Below are 16567 nucleotides of genomic sequence, written 5' to 3'. Positions count from 1 at the left end.
AGAGCTTATGCACCAAAATCGACTGTTTAATCGAACGCGACTACAGCTTGCAGCTTGGTATGCAGGAGTTATGGGAGCGATTTTGGGTGTTTGTGGCGTTGCGGTTTATTTACATCTAGCAGAAACTCATTTTGAAGCGATCGCTGGCGAAATTCAAACCTTAGTAGGGTCTTTACATGACAGCATTGAACCGATGCTCGAAAAACCGGGCGAACTGCATCCGCGTGTCAGGCAGATTCTTCCCGGACTTTGTGTTGGAGGTCAGCTTTGCCGCCCGGTTAAAACATCACATATTCATGTTTTAGGAGCCGATTACCAAGATCCCTACTATGTGAGATTCACAAACCTATCCTTCCAAACATTAGCAACAGTCAACACTCCCCCACCGCCAGATTCTGCTGCTCAAGGCAAAAATTGGCAAATCCTCACAGACGAGGAAGGACGACGCTATCATCAATTCTCAATGGTGTTGACGACTTCAGCAGGGCAGCCTTGGGGCTATATTCAAGTTGGACGATCGCTCTCTGGATATCAACGATATCTTGCCTCGCTGAAAGTGTTTCTGCTGATTGGCTTACCGATAGCAATGGTGTCAATTGGGGGAGCAAGCTGGTGGCTAGCCGGATTAGCGATGCAGCCTGTGTATAATTCGTATCGACAAATCCAGCAATTCACCGCAGATGCTGCCCATGAACTGAGAACGCCTCTTGCTGCAATTCAAGCGACGGTTGAGACAACCTTAGGTACAGAAAATCTGAACTTGATTGAAGCTCAGACGACTCTGCAAACGATTACTCGTCAGAATCAGAGGCTGGCTCAACTCGTTCAAGATCTGCTGATGCTGTCTCGGATGGATCTGAAAGTCTTACCGACTAAACATCAGAACTGTTGTTTAGATGATTTATTGCACGATTTAGTTGAAGAATTTGCTGCTTTCGCGATCTCCGCTAAAGTTTCCTTAGAACTCTCAATCCAGGCTCAAGATCTCTATGTTGTTGGAGATGAAGAACAGCTCTACCGTTTAGTCATGAACCTGATTACGAATGCCATCCAATATTCGTATCCTGGTGGGACTGTAATGTTGCGATTGCTCAAAGAAGACTCGACTGCCATCATTCAAGTTGAAGATACAGGGGTTGGAATCGAGACAGCGGAGCAGGCTCGAATTTTTGACCGATTTTATCGTGTGAACCAAGACCGCTCTCGGCAGACGGGCGGGGCAGGATTGGGACTGGCGATCGCTCAAGCGATTGTGGAGCTTCACAAGGGAAGTCTTAAAGTTCAAAGCCAATTCGGGAAAGGGAGTATTTTTACACTTCGCCTGCCGCTTAAGACTTAGCCATGATCGAGCCATGACTTGCATTGAGCGTTCTCAATCGTCCGCACCTACTGATAGACAGATTGTATAGGTTGAATATTTCCTGTTAGTCTCAGGTAGAGGAAACACTGACTATAGTTCTCTAAGTGAGCAGGGCGCTTTCTAATTTCCTTGATGGGCTTGTGGTAGAAGTATTGAATGCGATCGCATTTTCTTGAATGTGCTTAAAAAATGGTCAAGCCGAATCCTCCTAGTCAACACCGCAGTCCTTTTCTCAATTGGCTGCTAGAAGAAGAACATCACGAGCGAGAAGGACCCTATCACAAAGCACAGACTGAGCGGAAGTACCCTTGGTGGCAAGTGATGTGCTTGACGGGGGTGGATTATTTTTCAACGCTGGGATATCAGCCTGGGATTGCTGCCTTGGCTGCAGGGGCTTTATCTCCGATCGCGACATTTATCTTAGTCTTACTCACTTTGTTTGGAGCCTTACCGATCTATCGGCGAATTGCAATGAATAGTCCGCATGGAGAAGGCTCGATCGCGATGCTCGAACATTTACTAGCATGGTGGCAGGGCAAGTTTTTCGTACTCTGTCTCCTCGGCTTTGTCGCGACCGATTTTATCATTACGATTACACTCTCTGCCGCAGATGCCACTGCACATATTGTAGAGAATCCGATGGTTCCGGAATTTCTGCACAGTCAGACAGTGGGTATTACGCTGATGCTGATTACATTACTCGGAATTGTGTTTTTGCGAGGATTTCGAGAAGCGATCGGGCTTGCTGTAGTGCTGGTATTTGCTTATCTTGCTTTGAATTTAATCACGATCTCAGTGAGTGCCCTGCACATTTTGAATCAACCGAGCGTGATTACAGATTGGCAAGCGGCTCTCTTTGCCGATCGCAGTAATCCCGTTCTTTTACTGGCATCGGCTGCTTTACTCTTTCCCAAGCTTGCATTAGGGCTATCTGGGTTTGAAACGGGCGTGGCAGTGATGCCACTCGTGCAAGGAAGTGGAAACGATACGGAACCAAAACCGCGTGGCAGAATTCGCAATACTCACAAATTGCTGCTGACTGCGGCTGTGACGATGAGCGTTTTCTTAATTGCGAGTAGTCTGGTGACGACGCTCTTGATTCCAGTTGCAGAATTTCAACCTGGGGGTGCAGCAAATGGGCGAGCCCTAGCATATCTCGCTCATCGCTACTTGGGAAGTGGATTTGGAACACTTTACGACCTCAGCACAATTTCGATTCTATGGTTTGCTGGAGCGTCTGCAATGGCAGGACTGCTCAATATTGTGCCGCGTTATCTGCCGCGCTATGGCATGGCTCCCAATTGGGCAAGAGCTGCCCGACCGCTGGTGTTGGTTTATATTGCGATCGCGTTTACGGTGACGGTAGTTTTTCAAGCAGATGTGGAAGCTCAAGGGGGTGCTTATGCAACTGGCGTATTAGTGTTAATGAGTTCGGCAGCATTTGCGGTGACACTCTCTGCTTATCGCCGTAGAGCTACCCGCAGTATTTTGCTCTTTGGCTTAATTACGTTAGTTTTTGTTTATACCACTGTTGTTAACATTATTGAACGTCCTGAGGGCATTCGGATTGCGGCTTTGTTTATTGCCACGATCGTGATTACGTCACTGATTTCTCGGATTTGGCGATCGACCGAATTGCGAGTTGAGCGAATTGATCTAGATGCAAGTGCCCGTCAGTTGATCAACGATGAACGTGCTCATATGATTCGACTGATTGCGAATCGTAAACAGGCAGGGGATTGGCAAGAATATTTTCTCAAAGAACAACAAGTTCGTGAAGATAACCATATTCCAGATGCAGAGCCGATTCTATTTTTAGAAGTTGAGATCTCGGATGCGTCGGAATTTTCCGAAACGATTCAAATTCAAGGCGTTGAAGTGGGAGAATATCGAATTTTGCGTGCCCGGAGTGCCGCAGTCCCAAACGCGATCGCTGCGATTTTGCTTTACTTGCGCAACGAAACGGGTAAGCTGCCCCATGTCTATTTTGGATGGGCAGAAGGTAATCCCGTGAAGTATTTGGCACGATTTATTCTATTTGGTGAGGGTGATATTCCAGTGTTGACCCGTGAGGTATTGCGGAAAGCAGAACGCGACCCTCAACAGCGTCCTAGAATTCACGTAGGCGGATAATCTCGATTTTGAATGGATTTGAGAAATGAAAAAATTGGAATTTGAGCTAGAATTCAAATCTCGGCTCGATGCTTTTGGGATGGCAAGACTACATCCTATTTTTACCGTTTAGGTGGTTGCAGATGCTTCAACGATCCAATCTCCGTGTTGTGATGAGCGCGCTTCTCATCGGTCACATGAACTTGACAATGGTCGGCTGTGCAAGTTCTACTCCATCTTCTGCGCCACCAGGACAGAGCGGATCAACCCCGACCGCAGAAGCTCAACCCAAGCAGACCCCAAATTCATCGGAGAGTGCAGGCGCTCAATCCGAAAAAACCGAGGCTCCAGCTAGTACCCAACCAACAGCAGAAGTAAAGCCCAAATCTCAGTCTGTCCCATCCTCAAAAACTTCTGCCTCGTCTGAAATTGCGATGCCGGATATTCCTCAAGATAAAGTGATCAGCGCGGTTAAAGCAGATTGGAATGGAGATAGTATCGCCGATCGCGCAATCTTAACTGTTTCAGAAGCCGATGCTACGGAGACGGATCTGCTGATCTATCTTTCAGATCAGTCTCAAAAGTCTAGACTTGCTCTGAGTAAGCGAAATGTTGCTTGGCGTGGTGCAATGTATGGCACACAGCCTTCGCTGTCCGTAAACCCTCAAGGTTCTCTCGTCATCAATTCTGCAAATGATGCGATTGGTCGCGATCGCTGGAGCAAAAAGATCACAGCGATGTATGAAAACGGAGAGTTTGTTGTGGCAGGGTATACCTACTCTTATCACGACACGCTTGATCTTGCAGTGGGTGGCACTTGTGATGTGAATTTGCTCACAGGCAGAGGTGTGAAGAATAATCAAGAATTTAGAACAACGCTCAAACCGATGAATCTGGAAAATTGGACAGAGGATTCTGAACCCAAAGAGTGTAATTTCTAATGAATCTGAGTGCGATCGTATTAGCGGGTGGAAATAGTTCTCGAATGGGGCAAGACAAAGCTCTACTTGAGATTGATGGAGTTCCTCTGCTCAAACGAACTTGTGATGCAGCAAGACACTGTACTGATTTGATTTATATTGTGACTTCGTGGCGCAATCGCTATGAGCCAATGGTGTCTGACGTGCAATGGATTGAAGAATCCAGTCCGCGATCGCCGATTGTTGGTTTTGCAGCAGCACTTGAACAGGTTGCGACTGAGTGGGTTTTACTACTCGCTTGCGATTTGCCTCGATTGCGGGGTGAGACGTTGAAACAGTGGACAACTCAACTCGCAGAAGTATCGATCGTAGTTGCAAAAACTGAGCAGAGATGGGAACCTTTATGTGGATTTTACCGCCGCGATTGTCTACCAAGCTTGCAACGCTACATTGCACAAGGTCAGAGGTCGTTTCAGCATTGGTTAGATGCTGAAGTTGTCCAAGAGTTAGTAGTATCCGATCGTCAAATCTTGTTTAATTGCAATACTCCCGATGATTTGAAACAATGTCTGCCTTAATTTTAATTTGCTCAGCACTGCTTGATTTCTGGATTGGTGATCCGTGGAATTGGTTGCATCCAGTGCAGGTGATGGGTTGGGTGATCGAGCACTTTAAGCAAGTTACTTTTCGGCTTACTAAAAATGCGATCGCGCTGCGAATTGCAGGCGTGATTTTAACGATTGGATTAGGATTTGGAAGTGCTGGTATCAGTTGGGGGTTGATTCAGCTTGGAACGGTACTGCATCCGATTTTAGGAAGTGCGATCGCGGTCGTTTTACTTGCAAGCTGTTTTGCTGGACGGAGTTTGAGACGAGCAGCAGAAGATGTGATTGCAAGATTGGATCATTTAGATGAAGCGCGATCGCAACTTCGGCTTTACGTCGGGCGTGACACAGAGCATTTGTCAAAACCTCAGATTCTTAGGGCAGTTCTGGAAACTGTCACCGAGAATTCAGTCGATGGAGTGATGGCTCCATTGTTTTATGCCTTGATTGGGGCATTTACGCCTGTGGGAAGTGTTGCGTTTGCGATCGCGTACAAAGCTGTTAGTACGCTCGATTCAATGATTGGATATCAGGCACCGCCTTTCACGGATCTTGGTTGGTTTAGTGCTAAAACTGATGATGTTTTGACTTGGTTTCCTTGTCGATTGACTGTGTTGACATTGGGTTTAATATCCGGCAGACCGTTTGAGGTATGGAAGCTTTGCCAGCGAGATGCACCTCAAGATCCAAGTCCTAATTCTGGATGGAGTGAATGTATTTATGCAGCTATCTTGAAGGTGCAAGTCGGTGGTGTGAATTACTATCAAGGAGTCGAAAAACATAAACCTCTGCTCGGAGAGCCTTTACAAGAGATCACAGTTGATACGATTTATCAAGCGCTCAGTTTGACGCGGGTTTGTTTTTTGAGTTGGTTAGCGATCGCATGTTTACTGTTGCTCCAGCACGTTCGGCTAGCAGTTTTTGCAGCTTAAACCTCAATTTTATGGGCTTATAACAATTCTTCTGAGTTGGGAAATTCATCAGGAGCAATGAGTTTTTGCTTCATCGCGAGAACTGCGGCTTGAGTGCGATCGCGAACTTCTAGCTTCTGCAAGATAGCATGGACATGAACTCGCACCGTTCCGGGTGTAATGTATAGTATTTCAGCGATTTCTTGATTCGTTTTTCCGCGTGCGATCCATGCCAAAATTTCTTGCTCTCGTTGAGTCAGAGCCACTTTAGGATGATCCGGATCAGAAGTTCCTTGATGTTCAAAAGCAGCTCGAATTTCAGTCGTCGCGGTCGCATCCCACCATGATGCACCTGCTGCTACTGACTGAATCGCCAGAATCAAAAGTTGAGAAGGGCATCCTTTCAGACAATATCCTTGTGCCCCAGCTTCGATCATCCGATTGACGATCGCTTTTTGAGTATGAGACGTGAGAACTAGCACAGGTAGTGTCGGTACACACTGCCGAATTTGCCGACAAGTTTCAATTCCTCCAAGCCCTGATAGCCCAATATCTAAGACAACAATGTCGAGCGCTTGCGACTTAACTAGATCGAGTGCTGTTTCTCCATCTTCTGCTTCTGCGACAACCTCTAAGTTTGGTTCTCGATCGAGACGAACTCGCAAACCGAGACGGAATAGTTCATCATCTTCAACAAGAAGAATTTTTAGCGGTGGAGATGCCATCTTACACGACAGGGGAGTGAGGGAGAGTTGGCAGGCGAAATGCAAATACTGCTCCTCCTGCCTGACCATTTTCTGCCCAAATTGTACCGCCATGTGCCTCGATAATTTGACGAGAGAGATAGAGTCCGAGTCCAGACCCTTTGGTTTGGCGATCGCTCTGTCCCTGATAAAATCGCTCAAATAGATGCAGAATTTCTTCAGACTGCACGCCTGCCCCGGTATCGATTACTTTTACCGTTTGATAAATTGAGCCAGGTTCTAGCGCAATTTCAACTTTGCCACCGCGAGAAGAATGATGAATGGCATTGGTCAGCAAATTTGCAATCACCCGCTGAAGCTGTAGCGGATCACCTTTGACCCAGAGAAATTTGCGAAAATCAGAAGTGCCATAATTCAGGGAAATATGAATGCGACGACTGGCTGCAAGTTCTCTTAGAGTGGTTGTGACTTCTTCTGTCAGTTTTACGAGATCGACAGGAACTGCATTGAGTTGAATGCCCTCATTATCGTTGCGGTAGACATCTAATAATGTTTCAACGATCTGTAAGGTGGTTCGATGACTTCTCATCATCATTGCTAGAACAGGTTGTTGGGCAGACTGCACCTCGCCAAAACTACCCTGTTGAAATGCTTTTAATGTTTCAATTGCTCCCAGTAACGGAGTTTTCAGATCATGTGTCAAAGTAGAAGCAAAATCTTCTCGAAGACGTGCAAGTTGTTCTTGGGATTTTAATTGACTCTGCTGTTGTAAGACAGTTTGCTGATATGACCGATTGCGATCGCTCAACATCCCTGTTACTACGATCGCGATTGTTGCGATGATTCGATTTGAGATCATTGCAGCATTGATGATCTCAAAATTGGGCAGCCAAACGTTGAGCATGGTCAGAATGCAAGCGATCGCCGTCAGTGTAAAAACGGCGCGTCGGCTCAAATGATGACTCGCAATCAGAATAGGACCAATGTATAGATAGCCAAATACATAGGCAGAAGGCGTGGCATATTCTAGGACAAATACGATCGCGAACAGAAATACGATGAGCCAGAATGCGTGAAGATGCCAATCTTTAGAACTAACAAACAGCTTGAAGAGTGACATTGGGCTGATCCGGAGGAGTCCTTTCTCAAAGTTTAAGCGATCTGCTTGAGAAAAAGGATGTTTCAATTCGCGTTTAGATGCAATCTATATCTATGCTGATAGCGCTTTCCTAAACACGACTCAGTGGAAGATATAGACGAGACCCGTTTCAAAGTTATACCTTGTCAGATCGACAAAATCGTTCATGATAGTTCTCAGAGACGATTCAAATGCTTCGCGTGTTCGCTGCATCACGCTATCAAGTTTGAGCAAAAACAACTACTTCAATTTTTCTGTTGGAGTTCGAGATAAATTATGCTGGAAGGATGGTTTCAAATTGCGTTAACGCTGCTGATTGTAGTAGTGATTACCCCTTTTTTAGGTGGGTATATGGCGCGCGTCTACTTGGGTCAGCGATCGTTACTTGACCCCGTGCTCAATGCGATCGAGTCGAGAATTTATCGCTTGAGTGGCTGTCAAGCACAGGAAAACATGACGGGCTGGCAGTATGCTAGAGCCGTATTGTTTAGCAATGTGGCGATGTCATTGCTGCTGGCTTTTATTTTGTTTGGTCAAGGCTGGCTTCCGTTGAATCCGACTTATCTCAGTTCGCCAACTTGGGATACGAATTTACATACAATCATTTCATTTATTACGAATACTAATCAGCAGCATTATTCTGGCGAAACGACCTATAGCTATTTTGCTCAGGTTGCTGGTTTAGGCTATATGTTCTTTGTCTCAGCAGCAACAGGGATGGCAGTGGGTGCTGCTTTTATCCGAGGGCTGACAGGTAGACCGCTTGGTAATTTTTATGTGGATCTGATTCGGACGATTACGCGGATTCATTTGCCGATCGCAATCTTGATCACGATTGTTCTTATTGCTGCTGGAACTCCGGAAACCCTCGGAAGTCCTATTGTCGTTCCGACTTTAGAAAATCCAGCAATCAGTCAAGCGATCGCACGCGGACCGATCGCTCACTTTGAGGCAATGAAGGAACTTGGGGAAAACGGGGGTGGATTCTTTGCGATTAACTCAGCACACCCATTTGAGAATCCCAATCCGCTCACGAATCTCATCCAGATTATGAGCATGGTTGCTTTACCTGCTTCTTTCATCTACGCCTATGGTGTGATTGCAAACAATCGTAAGCAAGCTTGGCTCGTCTATGGGCTAGTCATGTTCCTATTTATTGGCTTCGTCATTATCAATGGGATTGGGGAGTACAATGGCAATCCCGCAGTTAACACACTGCTTGGCGGTCAGGCTCCGAATCTAGAAGGAAAAGAAGTCCGCTTTGGTTGGGCACAATCGGCACTTTATGCCACGATGACGACTGGAACCATGACTGGAGCCGTCAATAGCTTGCACGACTCGTTTATGCCCAATGGTGGCTTTGTCACGCTCTCCAACATGCTGCTGCAAATTGTCTGGGGTGGACAAGGAACGGGAACAGCTTACCTTTTTGCTTACTTGCTTCTGGCAGTGTTTGTCACAGGATTGATGGTTGGTAGAACGCCAGAATTTTTGGGACGCAAGATCGAAAAGCGGGAAGTCGTGCTAGCGAGTTTTCTGATTTTGCTGGTGCATCCGATCGCGATTCTCCTGCCTAGTGCGATCGCATTATCTTTACCCAGTGCGCCCGATGGTGCGACGGCTCAAGGCTTTTTTAACGGTATTACTAATCCTGGCTTTCATGGCATGACTCAACTCCTGTATGAGTATGCGTCTGCTGCTGCAAACAATGGATCTGGATTTGAAGGATTATTCGATAGTCAACCTGCATCCTCTGCATTGTGGTGGAACTTGAGTTGCTGCTTTAGTCTACTAGCAGGTCGTTATATTCCAATGGTTTCACTGCTGTTGCTTGCTGATAGCATGTCCCGCAAACAGCCTGTGCCTTTAACGAGTGGAACATTGAGAACTGATACCGGATTATTCATTGGTGTGACAGCAGGTGTGATTTTAATTCTCGGCGCACTCACATTCTTCCCTGTCTTGGCACTTGGACCGATCGCTGAAGCCTTTCAAATTGCTAGAGGCGGTTAGTTTGATCAACGACTAGAGTTATTTACTTCAGGATAACATTTCAACTGTTATGAAATCTATGCCGTCTCATTCAGGAAAATTGCCTCAGGGATCTCGTGACAATCGCAAACATACCGCTAAAGTCAAGCTGGATGGCTTGTATCAAAAAGCCGTCAAAGAGGCATTTGTTAAACTTGACCCACGGATTGTCGTTAAAAATCCGGTGATGTTTGTGGTTTGGCTCGGTACGATCGTGACTTTGCTCGTCACGCTGGAGCCAAACTTATTTGGAACCGTGCAAGCTGATGTGAATCAACAACGCCTGCTCAATGGCATCATTACGTTGATTCTATTTTTTACAGTTGTTTTTGCGAATTTTGCAGAGGCAGTTGCAGAAGGACGTGGAAAAGCTCAAGCAGATTCACTGCGATCGACGCGATCGGATACTTCTGCTTTAAAAGTTTTTCCCGATGGTACAACTCAGAAAGTAAGTTCTACTGCACTACGGCGGGGTGATCTGGTTCGAGTCGTAGCTGGAGACATGATTCCAGCTGATGGGGAAGTGATCGAAGGCATTGCTTCTGTAGATGAATCTGCAATCACTGGAGAATCGGCTCCGGTGCTGAAGCAACCCGGCACAGACATTATGAGTTCGGTTACGGGTGGGACTCGCATTATTTCTGACCAATTGTTACTCAAAATTACTCAAGATCCGGGGCAAGGCTTTATCGATCGGATGATTGCCCTCGTCGAAGGCGCAGCACGCACGAAAACGCCGAACGAAATTGCTTTAACTGTGTTGCTTGCAGTTCTGACCCAGGTGTTTTTGATTGTGGTTGCGACCGTTTCCCCAATTGCAAACCATGTTGCAAACTTTTTAGAAACAACGCTCGGAGGAGAGGTCGCAAATAGCTTCCGCTCGGGAGCCAGCATCGCGATTTTAATTTCGCTGCTCGTGGCATTAATTCCGACGACAATCGGGGGCTTGTTGAGCGCGATCGGGATTGCGGGAATGGATCGAGTGGCGCAGTTCAATGTGATTGCGACTTCTGGACGAGCTGTTGAAGCTTGTGGAGATGTCAATACACTCGTGCTTGATAAAACTGGAACGATCACGCTTGGGAACCGTCTCGCTGACGAGTTTATTCCAGTGAATGACCATTCACTCGTAGAGATGGCTGATATTTGTCTTGCCGCTAGTTTATTCGATGAAACTCCAGAAGGACGATCAATTGTCCAGCTCGCTCAAAATTTAGGTGCGAATTTTGCCTTAAATGGAAAAGCGGCTGAAGGGGTTGAATTTTCAGCTCGAACTCGCCTGAGTGGGACAGATATTGAAGGCATTGAGTATCGTAAGGGAGCAGTGGATGCTGTGAAAGGCTTTGTGCGATCTCGAGGTGGACAGGTTCCTGCTGCACTCGACGAAGCATATGAGCGTGTCTCTCGATTCGGAGGAACGCCGCTTGCGGTCTGCCAAGGCAGTGATATGTACGGCGTGATCTACCTTAAAGACATTGTAAAACCGGGACTTCGCGAACGATTTGATCAACTCCGTCGCATGGGAGTCAAGACGATTATGCTAACCGGAGATAATCGCATCACAGCTTCAGTCATTGCTCAAGAAGCAGGGGTGGATGATTTTATTGCAGAAGCGACTCCTGAAGACAAGATTGACGTGATTCGCCGCGAACAATCTGAAGGTAAGCTCGTTGCGATGACGGGTGATGGAACCAATGATGCGCCTGCTCTTGCTCAAGCCAATGTCGGTTTAGCAATGAACTCTGGCACACAGGCTGCGAAAGAAGCTGCCAATATGGTCGATCTAGATTCTGATCCGACTAAACTGATTGACTTAGTGACGATTGGCAAACAGCTTCTCATTACCCGAGGAGCATTGACCACATTCTCGATCGCGAATGACATTGCGAAGTATTTTGCAATCATTCCTACTATCTTTGCTGCTGCTGGAATTGGTGCATTGAACATTATGGGTTTAAAGAGTGCAGAATCCGCGATCGTATCTGCCTTAATCTACAATGCGCTGATCATTCCTGTACTGATTCCATTAGCTCTAAAAGGTGTGCAATTTCGTCCGCTCACTGCCGATCAATTGCTCAAGCGCAATATGTTGGTCTATGGCTTGGGTGGCATTGTTGCACCTTTTATTGCGATTAAAGCGATCGACCTGATTTTGCCGTTATCCTAGTAAATCGCTATGAAATTCAATTTACCTCACAATCTCACTCCAGTGTTTGAAGATACGATCGAAATGCTTTTAGCATGGCGCAGAAGAAAACTGCCTCTGTATTTGTTCTTGGCACTTTGTTTTAATCTTGTTCTTGCACCTGTGGTCTATGCTGCTAGTAGTTCTCAGCTTTCTCGCTCCCAAGCTTGGTCACTGGGACTACTCGGTTTATTAATCGTTGCGTTGTCTGTCTACTTGTTTTTTGTGATGTTTGCGCCGGAGAAATTCTAAAATGAGCTTTGTACGTGAGGCAGGTAGAGCCGTTCGTTCTACTTTCGTTCTTTGGGTTCTGACTGCTTTGATTTATCCATTTGTGATGATTGCGATCGGACAAATTGCCTTTCCATTTCAAGCCAATGGCAGTTTGATCAACAACGCTCAGGGGCAACCGATTGGCTCAGCTTTAATTGGTCAACCGTTTACCAGCGATCGCTATTTCAATAGTCGCCCTAGTACTACAAACTATAGTACTGCCGATCCAAAAGCAGATTCGCTAGGGGTATTAAAAACAGGGGTTTCAGGTGCAAGTAATCTGGCTCCGAGTAATCCCGCTTTGCTCGATCGCATTCGAGGTCAATCTGATCCAGATGGCAAAACGACGATCGTCGGTGATATTCCCAGATTGCAAAAAGCAGGCGTGAAGCCAACGGCTGATTTAGTCTATACTTCTGGTTCAAGTCTTGATCCACATATCACACCTGAAGCAGCAAAAGCACAAATTGATCGAGTCGCAAAAGCACGAGGGTTGCAACCGAATCAGATTGAAGCTTTGATCACCCAAAATACTGAGAATCGCTTCTTAGGCATTTTTGGTGAACCCGGAGTAAATGTATTAAAGCTGAACTTAGCGTTAGATGCTCTCAAACCTGCTCGGGCATCGTAACTGCAAAATCTAAGAGGCTAACTTAGAACTGTATTTGAGAGTGCAGATGCTCTTGATCGCATTATGATAATGAATGCTTCTAGTGTGGCATTGCTCATGAAAGTTCGTAGCCTCGTTGCAGTTAGTCTTGTTGTTGTCATTGATGCGTCGCTGGTCAAAGCGCAAACTATTTATCTCGATCGCGCTCAACAGGGCATGGTGACATCGGCGCACCCTATCGCCAGCGAGATTGGTTTGAGCATTCTCAAACAGGGAGGAAATGCGATCGATGCTGCGGTTGCTACGACCTTAGCGATTTCGGTTGCAGAGCCGTTCTCTGCTGGCATCGGTGGTGGGGGCTTTCTGATGTTTTACCAAGCGCAGAAAAATGAAACGAAAGCCCTGGATTTTCGAGAACGTGCGCCCCTGAAAGCAACTCAAAACATGTATTTAGATGCTCAGGGCAAAGTTCGCCCGAACAGTAGCATTAATGGTTACTTAGCAGTCGCTACACCTGGAACAATTGCAGGACTCTACGAAGCGCATCGGCAATATGGAAAATTACCTTGGAAGACGGTTGTTGCTCCGTCTGTGAACTTGGCTCAATCTGGTTTTCCGGTGAGTCATCGGTTTACGGAAGCAACGACATCACGGAAGTTTCAAAATGCCGAGGCTCAGAAGATTTTTACGCATCAGGGCAAGCCTTACCAGCCGGGTGAGATTTTCAAGCAACCTGATTTAGCAGCCACTTTAAGCGCGATCGCAGTTGATCCAAACAGTTTCTATCAAGGCAAAATTGCCAATGCGATCGTCAATGATATGCGAGTCAACAAGGGGCTAATTACTCTCGAAGACCTCAAACAATATCGTCCGATCTGGCGTACTCCCGTATGTGGAGATTTTCGCCAAGCGCGGGTCTGCTCCATGCCGCCGCCTTCATCGGGTGGAGTGCATTTAATTCAGATGCTCAATTTGGTGAGTGATACGGATCTTAAAACAATGGGTTGGCGCAATCCAGATTCATTGCATCTTCTGACTGAATCGATGCGAATCGCTTACGCCGATCGTGCAACTTATCTTGGCGATCCTGACTTTGTGAAAGTTCCGGTATCTGCCTTGATCAGTCCTGCTTACGCGAAACTTCGGCGTTCAGAAATTAATCCCAAAAAAGCTGCTCTTTCGGTGAAACCAGGCGATTCAGCAGTTTTACAAAAGCTTTCAAAAGAATCGACGGAAACGAGTCATCTCACAGTGGTCGATCGCGATCGCAATGCAGTCAGTCTTACTTTTACAATCAATCTGGGTTTTGGGGCGGGAATTGTTGCGAAAGGAACTGGAATTGTTTTGAACAATGAGATGGATGATTTTGCGATCGCGCCGAATACTCCGAATGCGTTTGGTTTAGTCGGGGGGCAAGCGAATGCGATCGCGCCTCGCAAAACGCCACTTTCGAGCATGACTCCCACAATCATTACTGAGAATGGAAAGCTCCGAATGGCAGTAGGCGCACCAGGCGGAAGCACGATTATTACAACAGTGCTGCAAAGTATTCTGAATGTGTTGGTTTACGAGATGGATGTCCGCCAAGCGATCGCCGCACCTCGAATTCATCATCAATGGCAACCGGATCGATTAAATGTAGAACAACGGGGACTTGATCCCTTGACGATTTCAGACTTACAGCGTCGAGGACATCAAATTTATCAGCGTGGAAATTGGGGCAATGCGAATGCGATCGTCGTTCGTCCAGATGGCGGGTTAGAAGGTGCAGCTGACCCACGCGGCGAAGGTACTGCTGCTGGATACTAAAGAGCTAAAACTGGTTGATCCAGTGATGCAGAACAATCATGAAAACTGCTAATCCAACGATTACCATTGGAATAATTCCTAAACCAGTTTGATTAGCTAGCCAGCCGAGTAAGGTTGGAATGGTTGCTGCTCCTAAACTTGCCGTACTCGTCATCAACCCGATCGCAGAGGGAACTAATGCAGCTTCCACGCGCTGCGGAACGAGCCAGATCACAGTCGGAAAAATTGCAGCCAAAGCAAATCCCATCACAAACAAACTCCAAAGCTGCGTTGGAAAAAGCCACCAAACTCCCGCACTGAACAATAACAATCCGAGTGAATAAATAATCGTGCGGATTGCTCCAAACCAACGAACCATCTGACCCATCGAAAATCGACCGAGTGTTAAACCTGCCCAATAGCCGCTGACGCTATAGCCTGCAAGCCAAGTTACAGTACCCCGATCGACCGTTTGCACTGTATACGACCAATTCCCGATCGAGGCTTCTGTTCCCACATACACAGCGAGAAGCAGTGCCGAAAGTACGATCGTCGGAGTCCGAAAAATCATGCGAAGATTCGATCGAGTCGATGCAGTCGCTTCAATTCTCTGAGTTAAAGGGCGATAGTGATGCACAATCGCCCAAATCATTCCAACAATGACAAGCCCGGCAAAGCTCGCAAACACCAAATAGACATAGCGCCAATTAACTTGTGCTTCCAGGAGCGTTGTCGCGATCGCGGGTCCTAATAAAGCACCTATTCCATAGAACGCATGGAGAAAACCCATCTGATTCGCATTTTGCTGATTGCTTGCGATGAACGTATTCATACCAGCATCGATTAGCCCAATTCCGAGTCCTAAGAGCGTGCCCGATGCGACCATCATGCTCCAATGAGTCGTTGAAGCATAAATGGAAAGCGCACTGGTCAGAGAAATGGCTGCCAGTAGAATCATGCGAGCTAAACCGAGATGGCTCACCAATGCGCCACTATTCAATGCAGCGATCACATAGCCTGTAATTTGGCTGAGAAACAAAAAAGTGATACTTGCCGGATTGAGTTGAAATGTTTTCAAAATCGAAGGTAGTAGAACGCCCAATCCACCTTCTGCAATTCCGATCGCGATAAACGAGTAGAATGCTAAAACAATCCCAATCCAGCTAGCATCAGTGCGGCGCTTTGAGAAGACCATACGATTAACTTCGCTGTCCGTTCAGTGTGAAGGTCTGAGTTGAAGTCCCATCTAACACTTCAGCAGTTCCCTTTAACGTGTTCTGAACGACTTGAGCATTGATGCGAACCTGAATGTCTTGACCCTTAAATTTTTGCCGATGTTCGAGTGTGAAACGATCTCCTACAAGTTTGATCTGAGGCAGGCTCATTGTTGTTCCCGCAATTTCCCCAGTAGCACTCGCATTTTGAAAGGTTTGTTTCATCTGCAATGTATAAGGGATAGATTGTCCGGAAGCACTAGAGAGTGTGCCTGTCCAAGTTCCTTCCACAGGTGCGGGAATGATCCAAAGATAAGCCGATCGATTGTTAACTAGCACTCGTTTATCCGGTGTCCAATCTCCCATTGCAAACGCATGAGAAACAACACGGCTGCCTGGTTTGAGGTCACTTAATAGCTTCGGTCGCAGTTGTAAATTGATCTTGGGCAACAGATACAAGGTGACGACTGAGGCTTCACTAAAATTGGTTTGGAAGAGGTCTTGCTGAATAAATTGAACACGATCGCTTACGCCTGCTTCTCTTGCATTTGCATTACTGCGATTGACTAATCCTGGATTAATCTCAACTCCGACTCCTCGTTTTGCGCCGAATTTCTGAGCCGCAGTAATCACTAATCTGCCATCGCCTGAACCTAAGTCATAAACGATGTCCTCTCGCCCAACATTGGCTAATTCCAACATTCCCATCCTTAGTG

At 46.5% G+C, this 16567-nt stretch carries 14 protein-coding genes; 10 read left to right on the top strand and 4 right to left on the bottom strand.

Going from position 1 to position 16567, the window contains the following annotated elements; translation table 11 throughout:
* The first annotated feature begins 7 nt into the window (after positions 1 to 7).
* From rppB to cbiB, 5 genes are all read left to right on the top strand, one after another.
* A complete protein-coding gene (gene rppB / locus ACMUEV_RS30670; RefSeq protein WP_190648714.1) occupies positions 8 to 1339 on the top strand; it encodes a two-component system sensor histidine kinase RppB in 1332 nt (443 codons plus the stop codon).
* A gap of 210 nt (positions 1340 to 1549) precedes the next feature.
* Positions 1550 to 3493 carry an APC family permease gene (locus ACMUEV_RS30665; protein WP_017291440.1) on the top strand — a complete coding sequence of 648 codons (1944 nt, stop codon included), beginning with the start codon at positions 1550 to 1552 and terminating at the stop codon, positions 3491 to 3493.
* A gap of 122 nt (positions 3494 to 3615) precedes the next feature.
* On the top strand, positions 3616 to 4413 hold the full coding sequence (locus ACMUEV_RS30660) for a hypothetical protein (RefSeq protein WP_190648711.1): 798 nt from the start codon (positions 3616 to 3618) through the stop codon (positions 4411 to 4413).
* The gene (locus tag ACMUEV_RS30655; protein ID WP_190648708.1) at positions 4413 to 4970 is read left to right on the top strand and encodes a molybdenum cofactor guanylyltransferase; all 558 of its coding nucleotides are present in this window, start codon (positions 4413 to 4415) and stop codon (positions 4968 to 4970) included. The genes ACMUEV_RS30660 and ACMUEV_RS30655 overlap by 1 nt, the downstream gene beginning before the upstream one ends.
* A complete protein-coding gene (gene cbiB, locus ACMUEV_RS30650) occupies positions 4958 to 5929 on the top strand; it encodes an adenosylcobinamide-phosphate synthase CbiB (RefSeq protein WP_190648705.1) in 972 nt (323 codons plus the stop codon). Before ACMUEV_RS30655 ends, cbiB begins: the two co-directional genes overlap by 13 nt.
* Positions 5930 to 5946: 17 nt before the next feature.
* Here cbiB and ACMUEV_RS30645 read toward each other — a convergent pair whose 3' ends face one another.
* Both ACMUEV_RS30645 and ACMUEV_RS30640 read right to left on the bottom strand, forming a co-directional pair.
* Positions 5947 to 6633 carry a response regulator gene (locus ACMUEV_RS30645; RefSeq protein WP_190648702.1) on the bottom strand — a complete coding sequence of 229 codons (687 nt, stop codon included), beginning with the start codon at positions 6631 to 6633 and terminating at the stop codon, positions 5947 to 5949.
* 1 nt (position 6634) lies between these two features.
* Entirely contained in the window at positions 6635 to 7732 is a 1098-nt protein-coding gene (locus ACMUEV_RS30640; RefSeq protein ID WP_190648699.1) for a sensor histidine kinase, read from the bottom strand.
* A gap of 294 nt (positions 7733 to 8026) precedes the next feature.
* On the opposite strand from ACMUEV_RS30640, the gene kdpA reads away from it, so the two are divergent.
* The 5 genes from kdpA to ggt all read left to right on the top strand — a co-directional run bounded on the left by kdpA (position 8027) and on the right by ggt (position 14658).
* Positions 8027 to 9763, top strand: coding sequence for a potassium-transporting ATPase subunit KdpA (gene kdpA / locus ACMUEV_RS30635; RefSeq protein ID WP_190648696.1), 1737 nt, complete (start codon positions 8027 to 8029; stop codon positions 9761 to 9763).
* Between the two features lie 58 nt (positions 9764 to 9821).
* Entirely contained in the window at positions 9822 to 11948 is a 2127-nt protein-coding gene (gene kdpB / locus ACMUEV_RS30630) for a potassium-transporting ATPase subunit KdpB (protein ID WP_199329317.1), read from the top strand.
* Between the two features lie 9 nt (positions 11949 to 11957).
* Positions 11958 to 12218, top strand: a complete 261-nt coding sequence (locus tag ACMUEV_RS30625) for a potassium-transporting ATPase subunit F (RefSeq protein WP_199329315.1) — start codon at positions 11958 to 11960, stop codon at positions 12216 to 12218.
* A 1-nt stretch (position 12219) separates the two neighbouring features.
* A complete protein-coding gene (gene kdpC, locus ACMUEV_RS30620; RefSeq protein ID WP_190648688.1) occupies positions 12220 to 12870 on the top strand; it encodes a K(+)-transporting ATPase subunit C in 651 nt (216 codons plus the stop codon).
* A gap of 96 nt (positions 12871 to 12966) precedes the next feature.
* Positions 12967 to 14658 (top strand): gamma-glutamyltransferase, encoded by a 1692-nt coding sequence (ggt, locus tag ACMUEV_RS30615; RefSeq protein ID WP_242044276.1) that lies wholly within the window; start codon positions 12967 to 12969, stop codon positions 14656 to 14658.
* 4 nt (positions 14659 to 14662) lie between these two features.
* On the opposite strand, the gene ACMUEV_RS30610 is transcribed toward ggt, so the two are convergent.
* Together ACMUEV_RS30610 and ACMUEV_RS30605 are read right to left on the bottom strand one after the other, a co-directional pair.
* Positions 14663 to 15832 carry an MFS transporter gene (locus ACMUEV_RS30610; RefSeq protein WP_190648682.1) on the bottom strand — a complete coding sequence of 390 codons (1170 nt, stop codon included), beginning with the start codon at positions 15830 to 15832 and terminating at the stop codon, positions 14663 to 14665.
* Positions 15833 to 15836: 4 nt separating this feature from the next.
* Positions 15837 to 16559, bottom strand: coding sequence for an SAM-dependent methyltransferase (locus ACMUEV_RS30605; protein WP_277880205.1), 723 nt, complete (start codon positions 16557 to 16559; stop codon positions 15837 to 15839).
* Between the last annotated feature and the right edge of the window lie 8 nt (positions 16560 to 16567).

Source organism: Leptolyngbya sp. FACHB-1624, from assembly GCF_047649235.1.
Lineage (GTDB): Bacteria > Cyanobacteriota > Cyanobacteriia > Leptolyngbyales > Leptolyngbyaceae > Leptolyngbya > Leptolyngbya boryana.
This window is presented reverse-complemented; position numbering and strand designations above follow the sequence as displayed.

Bases quoted from the DNA above. Each gene is read 5' to 3' on its own strand.
- kdpC (WP_190648688.1), top strand. From the start codon at position 12,220: ATGAGCTTTGTACGTGAGGCAGGTAGAGCCGTTCGTTCTACTTTCGTT.
- ACMUEV_RS30665 (WP_017291440.1), top strand. From the start codon at position 1,550: ATGGTCAAGCCGAATCCTCCTAGTCAACACCGCAGTCCTTTTCTCAAT.
- rppB (WP_190648714.1), top strand. From the start codon at position 8: ATGCACCAAAATCGACTGTTTAATCGAACGCGACTACAGCTTGCAGCT.
- ACMUEV_RS30605 (WP_277880205.1), bottom strand. From the start codon at position 16,559: ATGGGAATGTTGGAATTAGCCAATGTTGGGCGAGAGGACATCGTTTAT.
- ACMUEV_RS30655 (WP_190648708.1), top strand. From the start codon at position 4,413: ATGAATCTGAGTGCGATCGTATTAGCGGGTGGAAATAGTTCTCGAATG.
- ACMUEV_RS30645 (WP_190648702.1), bottom strand. From the start codon at position 6,633: ATGGCATCTCCACCGCTAAAAATTCTTCTTGTTGAAGATGATGAACTA.
- kdpB (WP_199329317.1), top strand. From the start codon at position 9,822: ATGCCGTCTCATTCAGGAAAATTGCCTCAGGGATCTCGTGACAATCGC.
- kdpA (WP_190648696.1), top strand. From the start codon at position 8,027: ATGCTGGAAGGATGGTTTCAAATTGCGTTAACGCTGCTGATTGTAGTA.
- ACMUEV_RS30660 (WP_190648711.1), top strand. From the start codon at position 3,616: ATGCTTCAACGATCCAATCTCCGTGTTGTGATGAGCGCGCTTCTCATC.
- ggt (WP_242044276.1), top strand. From the start codon at position 12,967: ATGAAAGTTCGTAGCCTCGTTGCAGTTAGTCTTGTTGTTGTCATTGAT.
- ACMUEV_RS30610 (WP_190648682.1), bottom strand. From the start codon at position 15,832: ATGGTCTTCTCAAAGCGCCGCACTGATGCTAGCTGGATTGGGATTGTT.
- ACMUEV_RS30625 (WP_199329315.1), top strand. From the start codon at position 11,958: ATGAAATTCAATTTACCTCACAATCTCACTCCAGTGTTTGAAGATACG.
- ACMUEV_RS30640 (WP_190648699.1), bottom strand. From the start codon at position 7,732: ATGTCACTCTTCAAGCTGTTTGTTAGTTCTAAAGATTGGCATCTTCAC.
- cbiB (WP_190648705.1), top strand. From the start codon at position 4,958: ATGTCTGCCTTAATTTTAATTTGCTCAGCACTGCTTGATTTCTGGATT.